This is a genomic window from Aquabacter sp. DMC10, assembly GCF_056314145.1.
In genome coordinates, this window is record NZ_JBQUYX010000006.1 from 119782 (window position 1) to 139765 (window position 19984).

19 protein-coding genes are annotated in these 19984 nt (G+C 66.9%); 9 read left to right on the forward strand and 10 right to left on the reverse strand.

Annotation, left to right across the window (positions count from 1 at the left end; translation table 11 throughout):
* Positions 1-12: 12 nt before the first annotated feature.
* Positions 13-522, reverse strand: a complete 510-nt coding sequence (locus tag ACT54L_RS16855) for an RT0821/Lpp0805 family surface protein (protein WP_476086801.1) — start codon at positions 520-522, stop codon at positions 13-15.
* Between the two features lie 17 nt (positions 523-539).
* On the opposite strand from ACT54L_RS16855, the gene pdxH reads away from it, so the two are divergent.
* On the forward strand, positions 540-1178 hold the full coding sequence (gene pdxH, locus ACT54L_RS16860) for a pyridoxamine 5'-phosphate oxidase (RefSeq protein WP_476086802.1): 639 nt from the start codon (positions 540-542) through the stop codon (positions 1176-1178).
* Positions 1179-1220: 42 nt separating this feature from the next.
* A complete protein-coding gene (locus tag ACT54L_RS16865; RefSeq protein WP_476086803.1) occupies positions 1221-1970 on the forward strand; it encodes an SDR family NAD(P)-dependent oxidoreductase in 750 nt (249 codons plus the stop codon).
* A 6-nt stretch (positions 1971-1976) separates the two neighbouring features.
* Here ACT54L_RS16865 and ACT54L_RS16870 read toward each other — a convergent pair whose 3' ends face one another.
* Positions 1977-2954 (reverse strand): magnesium transporter CorA family protein, encoded by a 978-nt coding sequence (locus tag ACT54L_RS16870; protein ID WP_476086804.1) that lies wholly within the window; start codon positions 2952-2954, stop codon positions 1977-1979.
* A 90-nt stretch (positions 2955-3044) separates the two neighbouring features.
* Complete coding sequence (locus tag ACT54L_RS16875; protein ID WP_476086805.1) at positions 3045-3251, reverse strand: hypothetical protein; 207 nt, start codon at positions 3249-3251, stop codon at positions 3045-3047.
* A 401-nt stretch (positions 3252-3652) separates the two neighbouring features.
* Between ACT54L_RS16875 and ACT54L_RS16880 the strand changes: the two genes are divergently transcribed.
* Entirely contained in the window at positions 3653-4165 is a 513-nt protein-coding gene (locus tag ACT54L_RS16880) for a L,D-transpeptidase (protein ID WP_476086806.1), read from the forward strand.
* 334 nt (positions 4166-4499) lie between these two features.
* On the opposite strand, the gene ACT54L_RS16885 is transcribed toward ACT54L_RS16880, so the two are convergent.
* Entirely contained in the window at positions 4500-5729 is a 1230-nt protein-coding gene (locus ACT54L_RS16885; protein WP_476086807.1) for an extensin family protein, read from the reverse strand.
* 210 nt (positions 5730-5939) lie between these two features.
* Here ACT54L_RS16885 and ACT54L_RS16890 point away from each other — a divergent pair, with 210 nt between their 5' ends.
* From ACT54L_RS16890 to ACT54L_RS16900, 3 genes are all read left to right on the forward strand, one after another.
* Positions 5940-6644: an HAD family hydrolase gene (locus tag ACT54L_RS16890; RefSeq protein WP_476086808.1), complete on the forward strand. Its 705-nt coding sequence runs from the start codon at positions 5940-5942 to the stop codon at positions 6642-6644.
* 7 nt (positions 6645-6651) lie between these two features.
* On the forward strand, positions 6652-7437 hold the full coding sequence (locus ACT54L_RS16895; protein WP_476086809.1) for a DUF1499 domain-containing protein: 786 nt from the start codon (positions 6652-6654) through the stop codon (positions 7435-7437).
* A 209-nt stretch (positions 7438-7646) separates the two neighbouring features.
* Positions 7647-8219 (forward strand): HPP family protein, encoded by a 573-nt coding sequence (locus ACT54L_RS16900; RefSeq protein ID WP_476086810.1) that lies wholly within the window; start codon positions 7647-7649, stop codon positions 8217-8219.
* Between the two features lie 6 nt (positions 8220-8225).
* Here the strand turns inward: ACT54L_RS16900 and clcA are convergent, their stop codons facing one another.
* The 3 genes from clcA to ACT54L_RS16915 all read right to left on the reverse strand — a co-directional run bounded on the left by clcA (position 8226) and on the right by ACT54L_RS16915 (position 13269).
* Positions 8226-9593, reverse strand: coding sequence for a H(+)/Cl(-) exchange transporter ClcA (clcA, locus tag ACT54L_RS16905; protein ID WP_476086811.1), 1368 nt, complete (start codon positions 9591-9593; stop codon positions 8226-8228).
* A 122-nt stretch (positions 9594-9715) separates the two neighbouring features.
* Positions 9716-11473, reverse strand: coding sequence for an ABC transporter ATP-binding protein/permease (locus tag ACT54L_RS16910; RefSeq protein ID WP_476086812.1), 1758 nt, complete (start codon positions 11471-11473; stop codon positions 9716-9718).
* Positions 11474-11643: 170 nt separating this feature from the next.
* Positions 11644-13269, reverse strand: a complete 1626-nt coding sequence (locus ACT54L_RS16915) for an acyl-CoA synthetase (RefSeq protein WP_476086813.1) — start codon at positions 13267-13269, stop codon at positions 11644-11646.
* A 193-nt stretch (positions 13270-13462) separates the two neighbouring features.
* Here ACT54L_RS16915 and ACT54L_RS16920 point away from each other — a divergent pair, with 193 nt between their 5' ends.
* Positions 13463-15382, forward strand: coding sequence for a propionyl-CoA synthetase (locus ACT54L_RS16920; RefSeq protein WP_476086814.1), 1920 nt, complete (start codon positions 13463-13465; stop codon positions 15380-15382).
* A gap of 95 nt (positions 15383-15477) precedes the next feature.
* Here the strand turns inward: ACT54L_RS16920 and ACT54L_RS16925 are convergent, their stop codons facing one another.
* Positions 15478-15789, reverse strand: a complete 312-nt coding sequence (locus ACT54L_RS16925) for a hypothetical protein (protein ID WP_476086815.1) — start codon at positions 15787-15789, stop codon at positions 15478-15480.
* 253 nt (positions 15790-16042) lie between these two features.
* Here ACT54L_RS16925 and ACT54L_RS16930 point away from each other — a divergent pair, with 253 nt between their 5' ends.
* Positions 16043-16954: an MBL fold metallo-hydrolase gene (locus tag ACT54L_RS16930; protein ID WP_476086816.1), complete on the forward strand. Its 912-nt coding sequence runs from the start codon at positions 16043-16045 to the stop codon at positions 16952-16954.
* Here the strand turns inward: ACT54L_RS16930 and ACT54L_RS16935 are convergent.
* Both ACT54L_RS16935 and ACT54L_RS16940 read right to left on the reverse strand, forming a co-directional pair.
* The gene (locus tag ACT54L_RS16935; protein ID WP_476086817.1) at positions 16951-17766 is read right to left on the reverse strand and encodes a ChbG/HpnK family deacetylase; all 816 of its coding nucleotides are present in this window, start codon (positions 17764-17766) and stop codon (positions 16951-16953) included. The genes ACT54L_RS16930 and ACT54L_RS16935 overlap by 4 nt on opposite strands.
* Before the next feature lie 15 nt (positions 17767-17781).
* On the reverse strand, positions 17782-18828 hold the full coding sequence (locus tag ACT54L_RS16940) for a glycosyltransferase family 2 protein (RefSeq protein WP_476086818.1): 1047 nt from the start codon (positions 18826-18828) through the stop codon (positions 17782-17784).
* A gap of 304 nt (positions 18829-19132) precedes the next feature.
* Between ACT54L_RS16940 and ACT54L_RS16945 the strand changes: the two genes are divergently transcribed.
* Positions 19133-19963: a universal stress protein gene (locus ACT54L_RS16945; RefSeq protein WP_476086819.1), complete on the forward strand. Its 831-nt coding sequence runs from the start codon at positions 19133-19135 to the stop codon at positions 19961-19963.
* Positions 19964-19984 lie beyond the last annotated feature (21 nt).

Genomic DNA, 19984 nt, shown 5'->3' on the forward strand with positions numbered 1-19984 from the left:
CAACGCCCCTGCTCAAGCGCGTCCGAGAACCCGGACCTGCGACAGACTGGTCTCGCCCCTGCCGTCCTTGCACGCCTCGCCCTGCACCCAATGTTCGCCCGTCGTGTCGACAATGCCAATGCGGAAATCGCGGCAGCCATTGTCTTTCACCGCGCCGAGCGGGGTCGCCGTGCCCCGGGCACCGGTGGCGGGGTTATCCCACGGCATGCTTGCGCCGGCCTCGCGCACCTGGAGCGCCTGGGCCAGCGCCAGCTTGGCGTGGGACCAGTCGCTGGCGCCGATGCCCTGGGGCACCGGACCGTCCGGCACCGGAGCTGAGACGGGCTGCACCTTGACCGAGCCCGTCACCATGGAATCGGAGTCCAGGAAGGACAGAGTCCCGCAGCCGCCAACACTCGCCACCGCCAGCAGGCCCAATGCGCCTTTCAGGCACAGGCGCAGTGCTGGGCGCAGGCTGCCAATACCCTTATATAGGCCCGATCTCGCACGGCCGTACGCCGGACTGACTTCAAGACGCGACACGGGAAGGGCCCCCATACATGACCGATGCCACCAAGGAAGCCCCAAATCCCTTAACGTCCGGTGATTTCACCCTCGCCGACGAACCATTTCGTCTTTTTTCTGAATGGCTTTCGGACGCCGAGCGGTCCGAGCCGAATGACCCGAACGCCATGACGCTGGCGACCGTGGACGAGACCGGCCTGCCCGACGCCCGCATGGTGCTGCTGAAGGGCCTTGATCCCCGCGGCTTCGTCTTCTTTACCAACACCGAGAGCGCCAAGGGCCGCGAACTGGCCGGCAATCCGAAGGCGGCCCTGGTGTTTCATTGGAAGTCGCTCCGCCGCCAGGTGCGGGTGCGCGGACCTGTTGAGCAAGTCACCGACCAGGAGGCGGACGACTATTTCGCCACCCGTCCCCGCCTGTCTCAGATCGGCGCTTGGGCGAGCCGCCAGTCGCGCCCGCTGGAGGGCCGATTCGCCCTCGAGGCTGCGGTCGCGACCACCACGGCCAAATACGCCATCGGCACCGTGCCGCGCCCACCCCACTGGACGGGCTTCCGCATCGTGCCGGTGGCGGTTGAGTTCTGGCACGATCGCCCGTTCCGCCTACATGACCGGGTGGTGTTCCGCCGCCCCTCGCCCGATACCCCTTGGGAGCGCACGCGCCTCTTCCCCTGAGCCCGGCGCCTGCCTTTTTCTCTCTGTCACAGGACGAACCCGATGCCCCCCGCCTCCAACCAGCCTCCGCGCATCATGCTGCTGACCGGCGCTTCCCGGGGGATCGGGCATGCGACGGTGAAGCGATTCTCCAGCGCGGGATGGCGGGTCATCACCTGCTCGCGCCATCCCTTCCCGGAGCAATGCCCCTGGGCGGCGGGCCCGGAGGACCATATCCAGGTGGACCTGTCCGACCCCGACAACACCATGGAAGCCGTGCAGGAAATCAAGAATCGCCTGCCGGCCGGCGAATTGCATGCCCTGGTCAACAATGCCGGCATCTCGCCCAAGGGGCCGGGCGGCGTACGGCTGGATACGCTCGACACCAAATGGAGCACCTGGACCCAGGTCTTCCAGGTGAATTTTTTCGCCCCCATCCTGCTGGCAGGCGGTCTGCGGGAAGAGCTGCGCAAGGCCAAGGGGTCGGTGGTGAACGTGACCTCCATCGCCGGCTCGCGGGTGCACCCTTTCGCGGGGGCGGCCTATGCCACGTCCAAGGCGGCGCTGGCGGCCCTGACACGGGAGATGGCGCGGGACTTCGGCCCCATCGGCGTGCGCGTGAACGCCATCGCGCCGGGCGAGATCGACACGGCGATCCTTTCACCGGGCACGGAAAAGATCGTCGCCGAAATCCCGATGCGGCGCCTCGGCACCCCGGACGAGGTGGCCAAGATCATCTATGTGTTGTGCACGGAGACCTCATCCTACCTGAATGGGGCGGAGATCCACATCGACGGCGGCCAAGCGGTGTGAACGGCGTTAAAGCCAGCCGCGCCACTTGAAGAACAGGTAGGGCGTGATCGCCGACACCACCATGGCGGTCAGCGCCAGGGGATAGCCGATCGTGGCATGAAGCTCCGGCATGTGCTGGAAATTCATGCCGTAGATGGAGGCGATGAGGGTCGGCGGCATCAGCACCACCGAGAGCACCGCGAAAATCTTGATGATGTTGTTCTGCTCGAGGCTGACCATGCCGATCGTGCCGTCCAGCAGGAATTGCAGCTTGTTGGCCAGGAAGTTGGCATAATCCGCAAGACCCGCCACGTCGCGGTTCATGGATTTGAGGGCCGAGCGCTGCTCCTTGGAGATGGGTGGCGCATCCTCCAGCTCCGCCCCCAGGAACGCCAGCATGCGGCTCAGGGACGACAGGCTCTCGCGGGCATAGGAGGTGAGCCCCTCCTTGCGTCCCACATGGGTGAGGATGGCGCGATAGTGCCGGTTGGCCTTGCTCCCCTCTTCCCGCTCGAACACCCGCTTGGAGAGCCGCTCGATGTCGGCAGCGCAGTGCTCCAGCACGTCGGCGGTGCGATCGATGATGGTGTCGAGGAACTCGAACAGCAGCACCTCTCCCGTCACCCGTGCCGGGCAGGCCTTCTGCATGCGCTGGGCGAGAAGAGGAAACGCCCGCGGCTCGGCATAGCGCACGGTCACCAGCTTGCCATTGGCCAGGATGAAGCTCACCGGTGTCACGGAGGGCGTGTCCGTCAGCGCACCGCACAGGACGGACAGCGTCATGTAGCGCGCCCCGCCCTGCACATAGAGCCGGCTCGACGGCTCGATCTCCTGCATTTCTTCCCGCGTCGGGATTTCTACCCCGACGGCGGCTTCCACCCGATCATCCTCGTTTTCCACCGGCGATACGAGATCAAGCCAGACGGCATCCGAGGGGGCCGCATCCTGCGGACCCACGACCTGGGCTTTGAGAACCCCATCTTGGGCAACATAGGCAACGAGCATCTACCGCATTCCACTCCGGGCCGGCGCGCGCGAGGCTAGTGTTGTGGGGTTCGGGCATCGCCCCCGGCGGCGGAGCGCCGGGGCGTGCGATCAGCCCGCGAAATAGTCGAGGTCGCGGAGGGTTACGACCTTGTTCTGCTTGGCAGCGGCGGCGGTCTTGGTGTCGCCGGCGTAACGGGCGGCGGCGGCCACGGCGGTGATGCCGATATCGCGCCACTGGCTGACCTGGGCGGCGTGACGCTCCTGGTGCGATTCAGGACGGGCCTGCTGCTGCTGGCTCGGCTGGGACTGGTCCATCTACCCTTCTCCGTAATGGGGCGCTCTGCCTAAGCCAGATGCGCCTTGCTGTGAAGACACCTCACAGATGGTGAGCAACTGCGTCGAAACTGTGCAAACGCAGGGGCGTCACCAAGGTCTTAGTTCGTAAGCATCGCCCAAAGCTTGCAATGACGTGTTAACGGGACGGAAAGGGGAAACGCTGAGACATTTTTGCTACACCCTTGCCGCACTGCATCGTGGCGCGTTTGCGGCCTCTTCAAGGCTGCCTCGCATTCCGGTAATCCATTCGCCACAAGTTGATTCCGTTCACCATAATTCACGAGGCGGTCATGACGATGCGGACGGTCCCGGCTGTTCTGCTCGCGGTTTTGCTGGCAGGTTGTGTCACGGAGACCCCTTCTCCGGCGCCTGAAGCCGCGATGAAGCCTCGGGACAAGCAGCTCCTGGCGAGCGCGCCCTATGCCAAGGTCAAGCCCGACGGCCAGTATGCTCGGCACATCGTCGAGTATAAGGGCCCCGAGAAGCCCGGTACGGTCATTGTCGATACCGACAAGAAGTTCCTGTATCTGGTGCAGGCCGATGGCACGGCCATCCGCTATGGCGTGACGGTGGGCGAAGAAGGCCTCGCCTTCCACGGCACGGCGAAGGTTGGCCGCAAGGCGGAATGGCCGAGCTGGACGCCCACTCCTGAAATCCACCAGCGCATTGCCGGCCTGCCGGCCTATGTGGGCCCCGGGCCGCACAATCCGATGGGCGCCCGGGCGCTGTATCTCTATCAGGGTCCCAAGGACACCCTGTTCCGCATCCACGGCACCAACCAGCCGGAACTGCTGGGTCAGGCTATCTCCTCCGGCTGCATCCGCATGCTGAATGAGGACGTGATCGATCTTTATAACCGCGTGCCCACGGGCGCGACGGTGGTGGTTCTCTGAGGACTTCGTCCTTCAGGGGCTGGGGAAGATGGCCGGCGCTCCTGCGAGCGCCGGCCATCTTTGTTTTTGGGGCGACGTGGCAGCCGCCAGTGCACAGCCGCACTCCCATGGAGGCGGGCATCCTCGTCACATGTCCCGCTAAAACAAGTGGATGCCCCGAGAACTTCAGATCTCGCCGCAACATAGGCAGCGGTCAGCGGCGGACAATGCAGGCCGGCTCCCTGCCGATAGACGGCCAAAGAAGCGAGCTTTCAGCCGGCATCACCGCCGCACGCCGCTCTCCGCGCAAGGGTCGGCCGGTTGGCACAGCCACTGACAGCGTCGCTGGAGGTCCCTAGCCGCCCTTGGCCCGGCTCGGCCTGTCGCCCGGCAAGGGCGGCCGGGGGGTGGGGAATGGCACGGGCGAGGCATCGGCCACCCGCTGGTCTGGCGCGCCGGCCGCCGGATTTGCCGCACGCGCCACGACGGGATCAGCCGGCGGCGCGCCCTTGATGGTCCAACGGCACAGGCGGATGTCGAGGCGCCGCTTGGCGATGTCCACGTGGATATGATCCTCGTGGTAGCCGTCTGAACCTGGTCCGAGCACGGTGGTAAAACGCTCGCAGGCTGAGGTCTTCATGGCCGTCTGGAGGCTCACCGGGAGACCATTCTGCTTCACCTCCAGCACGCGCTGGTCGGACAGGACGAACCCGCCCACATCAATGGCATTGCCACGCCCGTGTTCGCTGATCTGCGCCCCCCGGATGCGATTGCGCGGACGGCAGTCATAGGACGCCGCCACCTTGATGGCCTCCAGCTTGGCTCCGAGGGTCTCTATGGCCGGCGCCATGTCCTCCCGCATCCAGTTGGTGAAATCCACAGCGGTCTCGCAGGCCAGAACGGCGGCGGGCTGGAGGGTGGCCAGATTGCCATCCTGGAGGCGAATGGCAGACACCTTCACCGCCACCGGCAAGCCGCAGGCACCGTTTGATTCGATGGGCGCAACCCGGACCGCCATCATGGCCTGCTGGGCCACCAGGCTGGCGCAGGGCCCCGGCAAGTCCTCCCCGGCCACCGCCTCCACGGGCGGCGGCCTTTGGGGACGTCCCACCTGGCTGCCGCTCGGCGGCGGGGGCGGAACGAGAAGCGGAGCCACCTCCGGCTCGGGAGTGGCAGCTGCCTGGGCGGCGGGAGCGGCGGCTGCGGCCGCCGGGACGTCCTCCTCGGTCTCGTCCAATTCCAGCGGCCGGGGTTCGGGCAGGGGCACATAAGCCACGCGCTTCCCGCCGATCATGAGCGGCTGGGACTTGGCCGAGTTCCCCGACGCCGGGCGCAGCTCAGGCTCCTCGGCGGCGGCTGTCGCCTCGGGCGCCGGCTGCGGGGTGGGCGATTGGAAGATCTGGAAAAAATTCGGCGCCGGCTGGGCCGGTGCAACCTCAGCCTGGGTCTCCGTCTCGCTCTCTTCCCCCAGTTCCGCCTCGATGTCCGGGCGCGGCACCGGCAGGGGAACCGCCCGCGCAGGTGCCATGGGCATCAAAAGGAAGGCAAAGGCCAGTGCGGCGGAGGTGGCTCCCGGCGACGGCATGAAAAGGCCGGGACGGGAGGGCGTCCACCGGCGGCGCGGCGGAGGGGGGACGGTGGATCGCAGGCACATTCGGGGCATTATAGTTAAAAAAGCCTGAAAAATGAATTCCCCTCCGTCGCGCCCGCCGGCTGGTTGTCCCGCGCGCCGGATCATGGTTCTTGAAGACGTGGTGGCACCGCCGTTTCGATCGGTGCCGATGCAAGGTGATTCATGCGCGGCCTGAAGGCGCTCCTGTTCGACAAGGACGGCACGCTGGTGCATTTCGACCGCACCTGGGGGCCCTCGGCCGGCCATGTCATGCGCGTGCTCGCGGACGGGGACGCCGCCGCTCTTGCCCGACTGGAAGCGGTCAGCCACTATCTGCCGGACCAGGAGCGCTTCCTGCCCTCTTCTCCCCTGGTGGCCGGCTCCTCGGCCCATTACGGCCCCCTCTGGGCGGAGGCCCTTGGCCTTCAGGCCGAGCAGGGCCTGTATGACCGCATCGACCATCTGTTCCGCGAAGCCGGCATGCGCCACCTGACCCCCATCGGCCACCCGGCACAGGCGCTGGGCGCGCTGCACGCGCGGGGCCTGCGCCTTGCCATCGTCACCAATGATGCCGAAGCCAATGCCCGCGAGCAGGCCGCAGCCCTCGGGCTGACACCGTTCGTCGACCGCGTGCATGGCTATGATTCCGGCTTCGGCTCCAAGCCCGATCCCGGCATGGTCACCGCGGCGGCGGAGGCCTTCGGCTTGGCGCCCGACGCGGTGGCGGTGATCGGCGACAGCGCGCATGATCTGTCCGCGGCGCGGGGGGCGGGCGCGCGCTTCATCCTGGTGCGCTCCGGTCCGGCTTCGGTGGAGGACTTGCTGCCCCACTCCGACCTGGTGGTCGATTCCATCGACGACCTGCCCTTCCAGCTGCAGAACGGGTGACGCCCCCATGGTGCTGAAGCGCAGCCTCTATGTGGAAGAACGCCAGTCCGCCCTTGCGGCCTGGAGCCTGCGGCTCGCCGTATTTGCCATCCCGGTCATCGCGCTCGCCGCCGGACTTTATCGGGCGGGGCTCCTGACCTTCGAGCCGGCCCTCGCGGCGCTCGGCACCGGCCTCGTGCTTGCCCTGTGCGGAGGGGTGCTGGGGCTGGTCGCCTTCATCTCCGTCTGGGAGAGCGGGTGGAAAGGCATGGGAAAGGCCATCGGGGCGATCTCCATCGCGCTGGCGCTGCTGGCGGGACCCGCCGCGGTGCTGGCGCGCGGGGTGATGCTTCCCCCGATCACCGACATCACCACGGACCCATCCGACCCGCCCCGCTTCCGGGCCATGGGCTTTGCCCGCCCGCGAGATGCCAATCCCGTGGATTATGCCGGCGCCACGGCCGCCGCCCTGCAGCGGGCCGCCTATCCGAGCATCAAGCCCATTGATCTTGATGCGACCCCGGAGGAGGCCTTCAACACGGTCCTGGCCCTGGTGCAGAAACGGCACTGGCGCATCGTCGATCTCGTCCCGCCCCGCGGCGGAGTGCGGGACGGGCAGATTGAGGCGATTGCCACCAACCCCATCATGGGCTTTCGCACGGACGTGGTGATCCGGGTGCGGCCGACCGCCAAGGGCGCGCGGGTGGACGTGCGCTCGGCGTCCCGCTACGGCATTCACGATCTCGGGGAAAATGCCTGGCGTGTCACCAGCCTGATGACAGACCTCAGTGCCGAGCGCCGAAAGAAACGCTGAGTCGTCCGGTCTCGGGCCGCAAGCCTTGCTCCCCAGACGCCCCGCGCCTATCCCGCTCCATGCCTCAGCCCGTCGTGAGGGTCGGAGATGCCGGCACGCCGGCCCGAACGGAGAAACGGCGCGGCGCTTGTGCAACACGGGTCGAGAACGACGGCCGCCTCCCCTCTTGCCTGTTGCTGCATGGGCTTAGCTCTTATTTGATGGCGGTCATGACTTCGGAACGCCCGCCTCGCCAGGACCATCACGGCTCTCACTTCTATGCCCGGACCATGGAGCAGGGGCGGGAAGAGGACGGGGAATCGGCGCGCGCCCTCCCCCTGGGCCGACAGCTTTTGATCTGGGGGTGGCGCGCGCTCGGCGCGGCGCTGGCGGTGGGGGCCATGGAACTGGCCGCGAAGCTGGGGGAGACTCCGGTCTCCCTCATCCCCTTCGCCACCTCCATTGCTGTGGTCATGGGCATGCCCGACGCCGACCCCGCGCAGCCGCGCGCCCTGATCGGAGGCCATGTGATTTCCAGCCTCATCGGGCTGTCGGTCTTGTGGGTGGCGGGTCCATCCTATCCCGCGGCCGCTGTGGCAGTGGGCATCGCCTTCTTCGCGATGCAGGCCACGCGGACCTTGCACCCGCCGGCGGGTATAGATCCGCTCATCATCGTCCTTGAGCAGCTCTCGCCGAGCTTCCTGCTGGTCCCGGTGGCAGCGGGCTGCGTCCTCCTGACCGCTTATACCTATGTCTGGCACACCCTCGGCGGGGGTCCAGCCTGGCCCCGCCGCTGGCTTTGAGGCCGGTCAGGACCGCCGCTCCGTCTCGTCCCATCCCCCGATCTGATCTTCAGAAACCGGCGGAGGCGGCGTCTGCCCGGCCAGGCGCAGGGTCCGGTTGAGCAGCAATTCATAAATGGGCTCACCGCCAAGTGCGTCCGCCACCATGTTGGCGAAGACGCAGGTCAGGATCACCGGAACAAGCAAGGTGTAGGCACCGGTCAACTCGGCCACCAGCACCATGCCCACCAGCGGCGCCCGCACGGCGGAGGAAAACAGCCCGCCCATGGCGGCGATTCCCAAGGCGGCCAAGGCCCCCGCAGGCAGGCCGACCACCGCGTCCAGCGCGGTGCCGAACAGCACGCCGATGGACGTGGCCAGCGCCAGGATCGGCGCGAAGATCCCACCAGGAACGCCCGTGGAATAGCTGGCCATGGTCATCACGAAACGGATGACCACGATGCCCGCCAGGACAAGGAGCGGAAGGCGCTCCTGAGCCAGGGCCACGGCGAGCAGTTCGCCGCCCAAAGTGGCTTCCGGCCGCACGATGAGCAGCACGCCAATGATCGCGCCCACCACCGCCGGCACCAGGTAGAAGGACGCTTTGAGCCCCACCGATCGGGCGGCATCCAGCGACCACAGCACCGCCCTGTTGAACACGACGCCCACCGCGCCCAGGATGGCGCCCAGCACCACGAAAGCCGGGAGCATGGCCAGCGGCATGCCGGGCACATCGATCCGCATGTCCGGCCCGACGCCGGCAATGCTTTCGGTGACGATGGCGCTCATCACCGAGGCCAGGATCACCGCCGTATAGGTGCGCAGGCCATAGGGAAACTGGCGCCGTGTCTCCTCGATCACGAACAGGATGGCGGCAAGCGGCGCGTTGAAGGCGGCCGCAAGGCCCGCGGCGCCGCCAGCCGCCAGGAGGCCGCGCAGGTCGCGCTCAGACAGGCCGAATTTCTCGGCGCAGGCCTGGGCCACCGAGGCGCCCATATGGATGGTGGGACCTTCGCGGCCCACCACCAGGCCGGACCCGAGCGCCAGGACGCCGCCGACGAACTTCACCGGCAGGATACGCCGCCAGCGCACCTGCCGCAGGCCCTCCATGGCGCCCTCGATCTCCTGCACGCCGGAGCCCGCCGCTTCCGGGCAATAGGTGCGCACCAGCCAGACGGCGGCGACCACCATGATGGCGGCGATGGCCGCCATGCCCGGCAGGAGGAAGGGACCGCTCAAGGTGTCGTGCACAAGAGAAGGCCAGTTGGCCGCGCCGGACGTTGCCAGGTGAAAGCAGGTCCCGATGGCCCCCACCACCGCCCCGACCAGCAGGGCGATGGCGTAATAGGCGGAATCATGCACGCGGCCGGTTGTCTCGGTTGTCCTCTCGTGCACGGATCCCGCCTCCCCTTACCGCGGAGACGCGCGTCTCCCCAAGGACGAGATAAAGGAGGCCGCTCGCCCCTCGCAAGGCCAATCGACGCGGGTCTGCCGCGCCCGATGGGATCCCGGCGCCTTTAGGCCTCCGCCGCCAGCACCGGTGTGCCTGCCTCCGCAAGGTGGCGGGGCGCACCGTCCCCTTGCAGGACCAGGATGCGGTCATGCAAGCCCTTCAGCGTGGCCCGGTGGCCGATGGACAAAAGCGTGGTGCCGGGCATGCGGTGGCGCAGCAACTGATAGACGGCGGCTTCGGAGGGCTCGTCCAGCGCGGCGGTGGCTTCATCCAGCAGCAGGATGGCGGGCTTGACGAGCAGCGCGCGGGCGAGTGACAGGCGCTGTTGCTCGCCCAGCGAGAGCACGTGGGGCCACAGGCCCGTTTCCTCCAAACGCCCGCACAAGGCGGCCAGCCCCACGGCGTCCAGCGCCGCGCACAGCTCGTCGCGGGTATGGATCTGCGGATCCTGCGGATAGGCCAGGGCGGCATCCAGCCGTCCGACGGGAACGTAGGGCTTCTGGGGCAGGATCATGAGGCGGCCGGGAGCGCCGATGCTCAGGCGCCCCGACCCAAACGGCCAGATGCCGGCGACGGCGCGGAACAATGTGGTCTTGCCCGAGCCGGACGGCCCCATCACCAGCACGTGCTCACCGGGCCGAATGGCAATGCCCGCCACCTTGATGATGGGGGCATCGGTGGGCAGGCGGATGTCCATGTCCTCCATCACCACCGCCTGGGATCCGTCAGCAGGCGCTGGCGTGCGCACGAAGGCCGGGGCCTTTGCCTGCACCTTCGCCGCGGTCATGGAGGCCTCGAAGCCGGTCAGCCGGTTCACCACCGCGGTCCATTCGGCGAGGGTGGAATAAGAGGTTATGAAGAAGGAAAAGGAGCCCTGCACCGAGGAGAAGGCGCTCGCCGTCTGCATGAGCGGCCCCAGCAGGATTGCGCCGGAGAAATAGGCCGGCGAGACCACAACGAAGGGAAAGATGGTGGAGATCTGGTTGTAACCGGCGGTGAACCAGGTGAGTCGCTTCTGCGCCCGCATCAGGTCGAAGAAATTGCCCCAGATGCGCTCGAAGCGGCCGGACAGGTGCCGCTCTTCGGCCTGCTCGCCCTTCAGCAGCGCGATCTGCTCGCTGTTCTCGCGCACCCGGACGAGATCGACGCGGAAATCGGCTTCATAGCGCTGCTGATTGTAATTGAGCCGCACCAGGGGACGGCCGATGAGATGGGCCAGCCAGGTGCCCACGGCCGCATAGATGAGGGCGGCCCAGAACAGATAGCCGGGCACCACCATGTCGGTGCCGAACAATTGCAGGTCATAGGACCCGGACAGGCCCCAGAGGATGACGCTGAAGGAAGCCAGCGAAACCACCGTCCCCAGGAGGCCGATGCCCACTCCGATGGTCTGCGACACGAACAGATTCACGTCCTGCGCGATGCGTTGGTCGGGGTTGTCGGCCGGGTCGCCGGACAGGCGCAGGCGATAATGGGTATCGTCGGAAAGCCAATGGCCCATATAGCGCGTGGTCAGCCATCGCCGCCAGCGGATCTCTAGCCATTGCTTCAGGTAGATCTGATACACCGCCACAGCAATGGCACAGACGGCAATGGCGCAGAAGATCAGCAATTGATGCTTGAACTCGGCGTAATTCTTTTCCTGGATGGCATTATAGAAGGCGGAGTTCCACTCATTGAGTAGAACGGTGGCATAGACCCACGCCAGCTCCAGCGCGATCACTGCGCCGAGAAGGCCGAGCGCGATCCAGCGCTCCTCGCTCTTGAAGTAGGGAATCGCCAGCCGGCGGATGTCGCCGAGGAGAGTGAAGAAGGCTTTCATGCGGGCAAGGTTCCGATTCAGGCCGGCACCTTACTCCACTTTCTCCCGGCAGAAGGATGACCGGCACATTACCGGTTCTTCATTTCCCGCAACCGTGATCGGGCGCGGCGCCGACCTGACGCTCCGGCATGGAGACTTCCGGTCGGCCTCCGCGCGCGGGTCTGCCCCCCTCAGATCTCCTTGGCCATCTCGCGCAAGCGGAACTTCTGGATCTTGCCGGTGGAGGTCTTGGGGATCTCCTCGAACACCAGATGGCGCGGGCACTTATAGTGGGCCAGATGGGCGCGGCAGTGGGCGAGCAGTTCCTCCACCGTCGCCGTAGCCCCCTCGCGCAATTCCACAAACGCCACCGGTGTCTCGCCCCACTTGTCATCGGGGCGCGCCACCACTGCCGCGGCGGCCACGGCCGGATGCTTGTAGAGCGCATCCTCCACCTCGATGGATGAGATGTTCTCGCCACCGGAGATGATGATGTCCTTGGATCGATCCTTCAGCTGCACATAGCCGTCGGGATGCTTGACGCCCAGGTCCCCGGAATGGAACCAGCCCCCTTCGAACGCCTTCTGCGTGGAAGCGGGGTTCTTCAAATAGCCCTTCATCACAACGTTGCCGCGGAACATCACCTCACCCAGGGTGGTCCCGTCCGCCGGCACCGGCTCCATGGTTTCCGGGTCCAGCACGTCGAGCGCCTCAAGGGCGGAATAGCGCACGCCCTGCCGTGCCTTCTTCACCGCGCGCTCGTCCGCCGGCAGGTCGTTCCATTCCTCGTGCCAGTCATTGACCACGGCCGGTCCATAGACCTCCGTCAGGCCATAGACATGGGTCACGTTGAAGCCGGCCTCCTGCATGGCTGCCAGCACCGCTTCGGGCGGCGGCGCGGCGGCGGTGATGAACTCCACCACATGCGGCAGGGGCCGCTTGTCGGCCGCCGGCGCATTCAGCAGCGTCGACATGACGATGGGCGCGCCGCACATGTGGGTGACGCCGTGGTCGGCAATGGCGTCGAAGATGGGCTTTGCCCGCACCTGGCGCAGGCACACATGGGTGCCGGCCACCACCGAGACGGACCAGGGGAAGCACCAGCCGTTGCAGTGGAACATGGGCAGCGTCCACAGATAGACCGGATGCTTGCCGAGCGTGCACGTCACCACATTGCCCACCGCCAGCAGATGGGCGCCCCGATGGTGATAGACCACGCCCTTGGGATCGCCGGTGGTGCCCGACGTGTAGTTGAGCGCAATGGCATTCCATTCGTCGGAAGGCATGGCCCAGGTGTAATTGGCGTCGCCGCCGGCGAGGAACTCCTCGTACTCCAGGGCACCGATGCGCTCGCCCGCGCCGGTAAACTCGGGGTCGTCATAGTCGATCACCAGCGGCTTGACCTTGGCGATGGCCAGCGCGGCCTTGATGACCGGCGAGAACTCCCGGTCCGTAATCAGCACCTTCGCCTCGCCATGGTCGAGCGTGAAGGCAAGAATGGCGGCGTCGAGCCGGGTATTGAGGGAGTTCAGCACGGCGCCGCACATGGGCACGCCGTAATGGGCCTCCAGCATCGCCGGCACATTCGGCAGCATCACGGCGACCGTGTCGCCGACGCCGACGCCCCGTTGCTCCAGCGCCGAGGCCAGCCGGCGGGTGCGGGCGTAGAAGTCGGCATAGGTGCGGCGCAGCTGGCCGTGGATGATGGCCGTGCGATCCGGGAACACCCGCGCCGCCCGCTCCAGGAAACCGAGCGGGGTCAGAGGCTGGTGATTGGCCGGGTTCCGGTCGAGATCCCTGTCATACATGCCCACCATCGCTTTCCCCCTCGGCCTGTGCGTTTATGATCTGGTCCGCCAGCGCGGCCGGCGCTGAAACTAGCTGAGCGGTTCGCCCGCACGCAATCGTCCGGCGGATCGACGAAGGTCTTACGCATTAGAGCGGACTTGTGCGGGCGCAACTTCCGCGCATCATCCGCCACAATCACAAGACTCGCGAGGGGAGGTCGCCATGGTCGAGCCCACATCCAGCCGGTATTCCGAGGTCTATGCCCGGTGGAAAGCCGACCCGCAGGCCTTCTGGTCGGAGGCCGCAACCAACATCGATTGGATTGCCCAGCCGCGCGCGGTGTTCGACGCCAATCTAGGCGTCTACGGTCGCTGGTTCGTCGGCGGCGTCTGCAACACCTGCTACAACGCGGTGGACCGGCATGTGGCGGCCGGGCGCGGCGGCCAGGTGGCGCTGATCCACGACAGCCCGGTCACGGGCAGCAAGTCCGCCCTCACCTATTCGGAACTGCTCGCGGAGGTGCGTACACTCGGTGCCATCCTGCGCGACATGGGCGTGGAGAAGGGTGACCGCGTGGTCATCTATATGCCCATGGTGCTGGAGGCGGTGATCGGCATGCTGGCCTGCGCCCGCATCGGCGCGGTGCATTCGGTGGTGTTTGGCGGCTTTGCGGCCAAGGAGCTGGCGGCGCGTATCGATGACGCCGCCCCCAAAGTCATTCTCGCCGCCTCCTGCGGCATCGAGCCCAACCGCATCGTGCCCTACAAGCCCCTGCTGGATGCCGCCATCGACATGGCGGAGGCCAAGCCGTCCGCGTGCCTGATCCTCCAGCGCCCGCAACTCCATGGCGAACTGGTGGAAGGTCGCGATTTCGACTGGGCCGCCCGTCGGGCTGCGGCGGCCGCCGAAGGCCGCGGCGTGGATTGTGCCCCCATGGGGGCCACTGATCCGCTCTATGTGCTCTATACCTCCGGCACCACCGGCAAGCCCAAGGGCGTGGTGCGCGACAACGGCGGCCACATGGTGGCGCTGCGCTGGACCATGGAAAACCTCTATGGGCTCAAGGAGGGCGAGGTCTTCTGGACCGCCTCCGACGTGGGCTGGGTGGTGGGCCATTCCTACATCGTCTACGGCCCGCTGCTCATGGGCTGCACCTCGCTGGTCTATGAGGGCAAGCCAGTGGGCACGCCCGATCCCGGCGCCTTCTGGCGGGTGATCGAAGAGCACAAGGTTGCCGCCCTGTTCACTGCGCCGACCGCTCTGCGCGCCATCAAGAAGGAAGACCCTGACGCCACCTATCTGACGGGGCGCGATCTGTCCTCTTTCCGCACGCTGTTTCTGGCGGGCGAGCGGGCCGACCCGGACACGGTCAAATGGGCTGAGACCACGCTGAAGGTGCCGGTGGTCGACCATTGGTGGCAGACGGAAACCGGCTGGGCCATTGCCGGCAACCCGGTGGGGCTCGGCCTGCTGCCGGTCAAGCTGGGCTCCCCCACGGTGCCGATGCCAGGCTACGACCTCCAGATCGTGGACGAGGCCGCCAAGCCGGTGCCGGCTGGCACGATGGGCTCCATCGTCATCAAGCTGCCCTTGCCTCCCGGCTGCCTCCCGACCCTGTGGCAGCAGGATGAACGCTTCGCCGAGAGCTACCTCGCGGAGTTCCCCGGCTATTACAAGACCTCGGACGCTGGCTTCGTGGACGCGGACGGCTATGTCTTCGTCATGGGGCGCACGGACGACATCATCAATGTGGCCGGCCATCGGCTCTCCACCGGCGGCATGGAAGAAGTGCTCGCCTCCCACCCCGACGTGGCCGAATGCGCCGTCATCGGCGTGAAAGACAGTCTGAAGGGCGAAGTCCCGTGCGGCTTCGTGGTGCTCAAGGCCGGAGAACGGCGGGCCCCCGAAGTCATCGAGAAGGAATTGGTGGAATTGGTGCGCGAGCGGATCGGGCCCGTGGCGGCGTTCAAGCTTGCCTTGACCGTGCCGCGCCTGCCCAAGACGCGCTCGGGGAAGATCCTGCGGGGCACCATGAAGAAGATCGCCGATTCCGATCCCTGGACCGCGCCCGCGACCATCGATGATCCCGGCGCGCTTGAGGACATCACGGTCATTCTCAAACGGCGGGGCTTCGGCGCCTGACCGGAAGAACCGCCCGGGAACGGGGGGCCTGATATGAGAAAGCGGAGGACGGGCAAAGTCCTCCGATTTTGGTTTTCAAGTCGCGGTTTCAAGGATCAGCGCGCGCCCACATCGGTGCTCGGGTCCCAGCAGGTATAGCCGACGAAGCATTGCGCCACGTCCTTGGTCTTAACCCAGCCGGGCTTCGTCACCATGGCCTGCGGGCAGTAGGCCATGTCTTTCACATAGCGATCGAAGACATTGGGGCCGGTGGCCAGAACGGAAGCCCCGGAGCTATTAACCAGCGCCTGCGTCTGGCTGCAGGTCATGTTCAAGGTCTGGGCCATGCCCTGGGCCATGGCCGCCTCGGACAGGGCGAGGGGCGTGAGGGCGACACCCACGCAGACGAGCGTACGGACGAGAAACATTTGATCCTCCAAGGCCGGCGGCCTTTTGCCTGTGAGGCGAGCGAGCGCCTTCCGACCGTTCATTGTGCCGATCGAGGGTCTTTTATCCCAAGGTCAAGGCGCCGGCATTGACCTTCATGCGCATCACCCGTCCCTCCCGCAAAGGTGATGTGGATGCGCACATGCCTCGGCGGGAGCGTGACACCTTGGTATAGAGAGCAATGGTTTCAAGTCTGCGGGCGTGGATCGTCCCCCTGGCGTGCAAGGTATAGGAATGAGCGACGACATCGCATTCAACCGCAACTTCGACAGCGAGCCCGGCCGGGTGGAAGACGTCGCGCCCCATGTGCGGCGCGTGCTGGCGCCCAATCCTTCGCCGTTCACCTTCACCGGCACCTGCACCTATATTGTTGGCCGCGGCAAAGTGGCGATCATCGATCCCGGCCCGGACAATCCGGCCCATGTGGCCGCGGTGCTGGATGCTGTGCGGGGAGAGAGCGTGACCCATGTGGTGGTCACCCACACCCACCGCGACCATTCGCCCGCCGCCCCGGCCATCGTGGCGGCGACCGGCGCCCGGACCGCAGGCGAGGGACCGCACCGCCCCTCCCGCCCGCTTTTCATCGGCGAGGCCAACCCCATGGATGCCAGCGCGGACATGGACTTCCGCCCGGACATCGTGCTGGGCGACGGGGATGTGCTGGAAGGGGCGGGCTGGACCTTGGAGGCGGTGACCACACCGGGCCATGCGGCCAACCACTTGGCCTTCGCCTTCAAGGAGGATGATCTCCTCTTTTCCGGTGACCATGTGATGGGCTGGGCCACCTCCATCGTGGCGCCCCCCGATGGCTCTATGGGGGATTATATCCAGTCCTTGGAGAAGCTTACCACTCGGCCCGAGACGGTCTACCTGCCCGGCCACGGGCCCGTGATCCGGGGGGCGGACCAGTTTGTTCAGGACTATCTGGCTCACCGCCACGCCCGCGAAGCAGCGATCATGCGGGGGCTGGAGCGGTCCAGCACCATCCCGGATCTGGTGCGAGGCATCTATATCGGCCTGGATTCGCGCCTGTTCGGAGCAGCTTCGCTGACCGTGCTGGCCCATCTGGAGCACCTGGTGGGACAGGGCCTGGTGCGCACCGAGGGGCAGCCCGCCATGGACGGGGCCTTCCGCATCGCCTCCTAGGCGAGAGAAATACCGTTCTCGATCAATAGCTTACCGAACTCCTCGCCGGCCAGGACCTGGAACTCCGCCTCCCGCTGGTCGGTCACCGGATCGCGGGCGGCGAGCACGCCATCCACATGGCCGGGATGCACCATCACGGCGCCGCCCTCGGGCAAACCGGCCAGGGCGCGCTGGAGGACTGCCCGGAAGGCATTGGCATCGTTGAAGGAATAAGCGCCTGCAAAGCCGGTGTTGGCCTTCAGCCCGGCCGCTGCCGCATCGCGCGCAAGGCCTGCCGAGAACAGTCCGATCAGCTTCCCCTTCAGGTCCAGGCCTTCCCCGACGCCGGGCGCCGGGGAACTGTCGCGGACCCAGGCGGCAGGGGCATGGCGGCGGGTGGCGGCCAGCAGCAGCGGGCGGATTCCGGGCAGCACATGGGCGTGCTGATGGCCGTCGACATGGCTTGGAGGACGTCCGAACAAGGCAGAGAAAGCGCGGAACTGGGCTTCGATCTCGTCTTCTACCGCGGCAAGATCAAGGCGGCGGACATAGGCTCTCCCAATCAGGTCCCGCAGCCCCGGCAGAGGCCCCTTTCCAAGGGGGGAGGCCACGAGGGGCGTGAAGCCGCCGGTCAGGGTCAGGTGGAGGCCGACGCCGAGGCCGGTGGTCTGCGCCACCGTCAGAAGCGCCCGAGCCTCGGCCTGCAGGTCGGGAAAGAGGGTCATGACCGATGTGGCGTTCAGCCGCCCCTTCAGGGCCAGTTCCCGGATGGCGCGGGAGACGCCCGGGGCCAGGCCGTAGTCGTCGGCGCAGATGACGATGCGGCGGGTCATGGCCGACTCCTGGGATCAGGAGGCGGCCTTTGGCCGCTCGGAATAAGCCGGCGGCTCCATCGCCGCTCCATGGGCGGCGCCATGGCCGCCATCATGGCCGTCTTCTCCCGCCTCGCGGTGGCGCAGGGCATGGTCGGCGACGAAATAGACCGGGCGTGCCTTGATCTCCGAGAGGATGCGGGCGATGTATTCGCCCATCACACCCACAACCAGAAGCTGCATGCCACCGATCACCATGATGCCCACCACCAGGGAGGGATAGCCCGGCAGAGGGATGCCCCAGATCAGGCGCTCCACCACGATCCAGGTGCCATAGAGGAAGGCCGCGCCCGCCAGCAGCGCGCCGGCGATGCCGGCGATGCGCAAGGGGGCGGGCGAAAACGAGGTCAGCCCCTCCATGGACAGGCTCAGAAGCCGCAGGAAGGACCAGCTGGAGCTGCCGTGCACCCGCGCCTCGGGCCGGTAGGGCACGGCCACCTGGCGGAAGCCGATCCAACTGGACAGGCCCTTGAAGAAGCGGTTGCGCTCGGGCATGCGGCGCAAGGCGGCGGTGGCGCGGGGCGAAAGCAAGCGGAAGTCGGCGCCATCCTCGGGGATGCGGGTGGGGGCGCCGTAATTCAGCAGGCGATAGAACAGGCGCACGAACAGGCGGCGGGAGGCGGGCTCATCGGAGCGGTCGGCCTTCACCGCATAGGGCACGTCATAGCCCTTGTCCTTCCACAGGGCGACAAAGGTCTCGATCATTTCCGGCGGATGCTGGCCGTCGCCGTCCATGAACATGAGGGCGTCGCCGCGGGCATGGTCGAGGCCGGCGAGCAGGGCCGCCTCCTTGCCGAAATTGCGGGAGAGGGCCACCACCTGCACGTCCACGCCCAGCGGCGGCAAGGTGGCGGCGACACCGGCGCTGTTGTCGCGGCTGCCATCGTCCACATAGACGATCTCGATCCGCATGCCCCGCGCGGCTCCCACCTCCCGTGCGCACCGGCACAGGCGCTCGTGGAAGAAGGGCAGGCCCGAGGCCTCGTTATAGACAGGGACGACGATGCTCAAATCGGGCGTCATAGGAGGGGCACCTGTTGCGCTCCTGAGGCGCTCCGACCACCCTTTAGCGGGGTTCTCGGCGTCGTGCGAGATGCTCGAAATTTTTTTCATTTTCGTCGGAACCCGGCGTACGGCTCAGCGTTTCATCCTCGGACCGGTCAGAACCCCCGCCTGACCGTGCCGTTTCGGGCGCGGCCGCCTTCCCCCGGGCGGCCGCGTTTCCGTTTTCGCGGTGTGCATAAGTTGCTCCCGGTCAAAGTGCTTTTTCGCGAACGCATTAGGGTATTGTGGTGTCGCCGTTGCGGCTGAAGAGAGACACCTCACAATGATCCGGGACATCCTCGTCAACTTGACCCAGGGCGCCGATACCGATCCGGCCGCCAGCTTCGCGGTAAGCCTTGCCAAGGCACATGGGGCGCATCTCACCGGCCTCGCCGTCACCTATGAGATCGACGTCCCCCCTTTCTACATGGGCGCCGTGCCCACCGACTTCATCGACGCCCAGATGAAGGAGAATGCGGAAGCCGCGGCGAAGGCCGCCGAGGCCTTTAAGGCGGTGGCCGTTGCGCAGGGCGTGACCTGTGACATCCGCACGCTCAGCGCCTCGCTGGGCCTGGCCGCCAATTCCTTCGCCGAAATGTCCCGCCTGTTCGACCTGACGGTGGTGGCTCAGCCCGACCCGGACCGGCCCGGCCCGGAAGAGGTGGTGGCCGAGACGGTGCTGCTGGATTCGGGCCGCGCCGTGCTGCTCGTCCCCTATGTGCAGACCGCTCCCTACGGCGCCGGCCGTGTGGTGGTGGCCTGGGATGGCAGCCGCGCCGCCGCCCGGGCCCTCAATGAAGCCCTGCCGCTGCTCCACAGGGCGCAGCAGATCGAAATCTTCTCGGTCCATCGCGGCAACGCCCCGGTGGAAGAAGGCGGCGCCGAGGTGGCCCGTCATCTGGCCCGCCATGGCCTGGCCGCGCAGGTGCGCTCCCTGCCGCTCGGCTCCGGCATCGGCGTGGCGGAAGCCATCCTCAACGAGGTGGCGGACCAGGGCGCCGACCTGGTGGTGATGGGCGGCTACGGCCATTCGCCCCTGCGCGAGCTGGTGCTCGGCGGCGTCACCCGGGAAATCCTCTCCACCATGACCGTTCCGGTCCTGATGGCGCACTGACGGCTTTTGCGGATGGCGCCG

What these genes read in the sequence shown, in the direction of transcription:
- pdxH (WP_476086802.1), top strand. Translation starts at nt 540, where the DNA reads ATGACCGATGCCACCAAGGAAGCCCCAAATCCCTTAACGTCCGGTGAT.
- ACT54L_RS16865 (WP_476086803.1), top strand. Translation starts at nt 1,221, where the DNA reads ATGCCCCCCGCCTCCAACCAGCCTCCGCGCATCATGCTGCTGACCGGC.
- ACT54L_RS16870 (WP_476086804.1), bottom strand. Translation starts at nt 2,954, where the DNA reads ATGCTCGTTGCCTATGTTGCCCAAGATGGGGTTCTCAAAGCCCAGGTC.
- ACT54L_RS16875 (WP_476086805.1), bottom strand. Translation starts at nt 3,251, where the DNA reads ATGGACCAGTCCCAGCCGAGCCAGCAGCAGCAGGCCCGTCCTGAATCG.
- ACT54L_RS16880 (WP_476086806.1), top strand. Translation starts at nt 3,653, where the DNA reads ATGAAGCCTCGGGACAAGCAGCTCCTGGCGAGCGCGCCCTATGCCAAG.
- ACT54L_RS16885 (WP_476086807.1), bottom strand. Translation starts at nt 5,729, where the DNA reads ATGCCGTCGCCGGGAGCCACCTCCGCCGCACTGGCCTTTGCCTTCCTT.
- ACT54L_RS16890 (WP_476086808.1), top strand. Translation starts at nt 5,940, where the DNA reads ATGCGCGGCCTGAAGGCGCTCCTGTTCGACAAGGACGGCACGCTGGTG.
- ACT54L_RS16895 (WP_476086809.1), top strand. Translation starts at nt 6,652, where the DNA reads ATGGTGCTGAAGCGCAGCCTCTATGTGGAAGAACGCCAGTCCGCCCTT.
- ACT54L_RS16900 (WP_476086810.1), top strand. Translation starts at nt 7,647, where the DNA reads ATGACTTCGGAACGCCCGCCTCGCCAGGACCATCACGGCTCTCACTTC.
- ACT54L_RS16910 (WP_476086812.1), bottom strand. Translation starts at nt 11,473, where the DNA reads ATGAAAGCCTTCTTCACTCTCCTCGGCGACATCCGCCGGCTGGCGATT.
- ACT54L_RS16915 (WP_476086813.1), bottom strand. Translation starts at nt 13,269, where the DNA reads ATGGTGGGCATGTATGACAGGGATCTCGACCGGAACCCGGCCAATCAC.
- ACT54L_RS16920 (WP_476086814.1), top strand. Translation starts at nt 13,463, where the DNA reads ATGGTCGAGCCCACATCCAGCCGGTATTCCGAGGTCTATGCCCGGTGG.
- ACT54L_RS16925 (WP_476086815.1), bottom strand. Translation starts at nt 15,789, where the DNA reads ATGTTTCTCGTCCGTACGCTCGTCTGCGTGGGTGTCGCCCTCACGCCC.
- ACT54L_RS16930 (WP_476086816.1), top strand. Translation starts at nt 16,043, where the DNA reads ATGAGCGACGACATCGCATTCAACCGCAACTTCGACAGCGAGCCCGGC.
- ACT54L_RS16935 (WP_476086817.1), bottom strand. Translation starts at nt 17,766, where the DNA reads ATGACCCGCCGCATCGTCATCTGCGCCGACGACTACGGCCTGGCCCCG.
- ACT54L_RS16940 (WP_476086818.1), bottom strand. Translation starts at nt 18,828, where the DNA reads ATGACGCCCGATTTGAGCATCGTCGTCCCTGTCTATAACGAGGCCTCG.
- ACT54L_RS16945 (WP_476086819.1), top strand. Translation starts at nt 19,133, where the DNA reads ATGATCCGGGACATCCTCGTCAACTTGACCCAGGGCGCCGATACCGAT.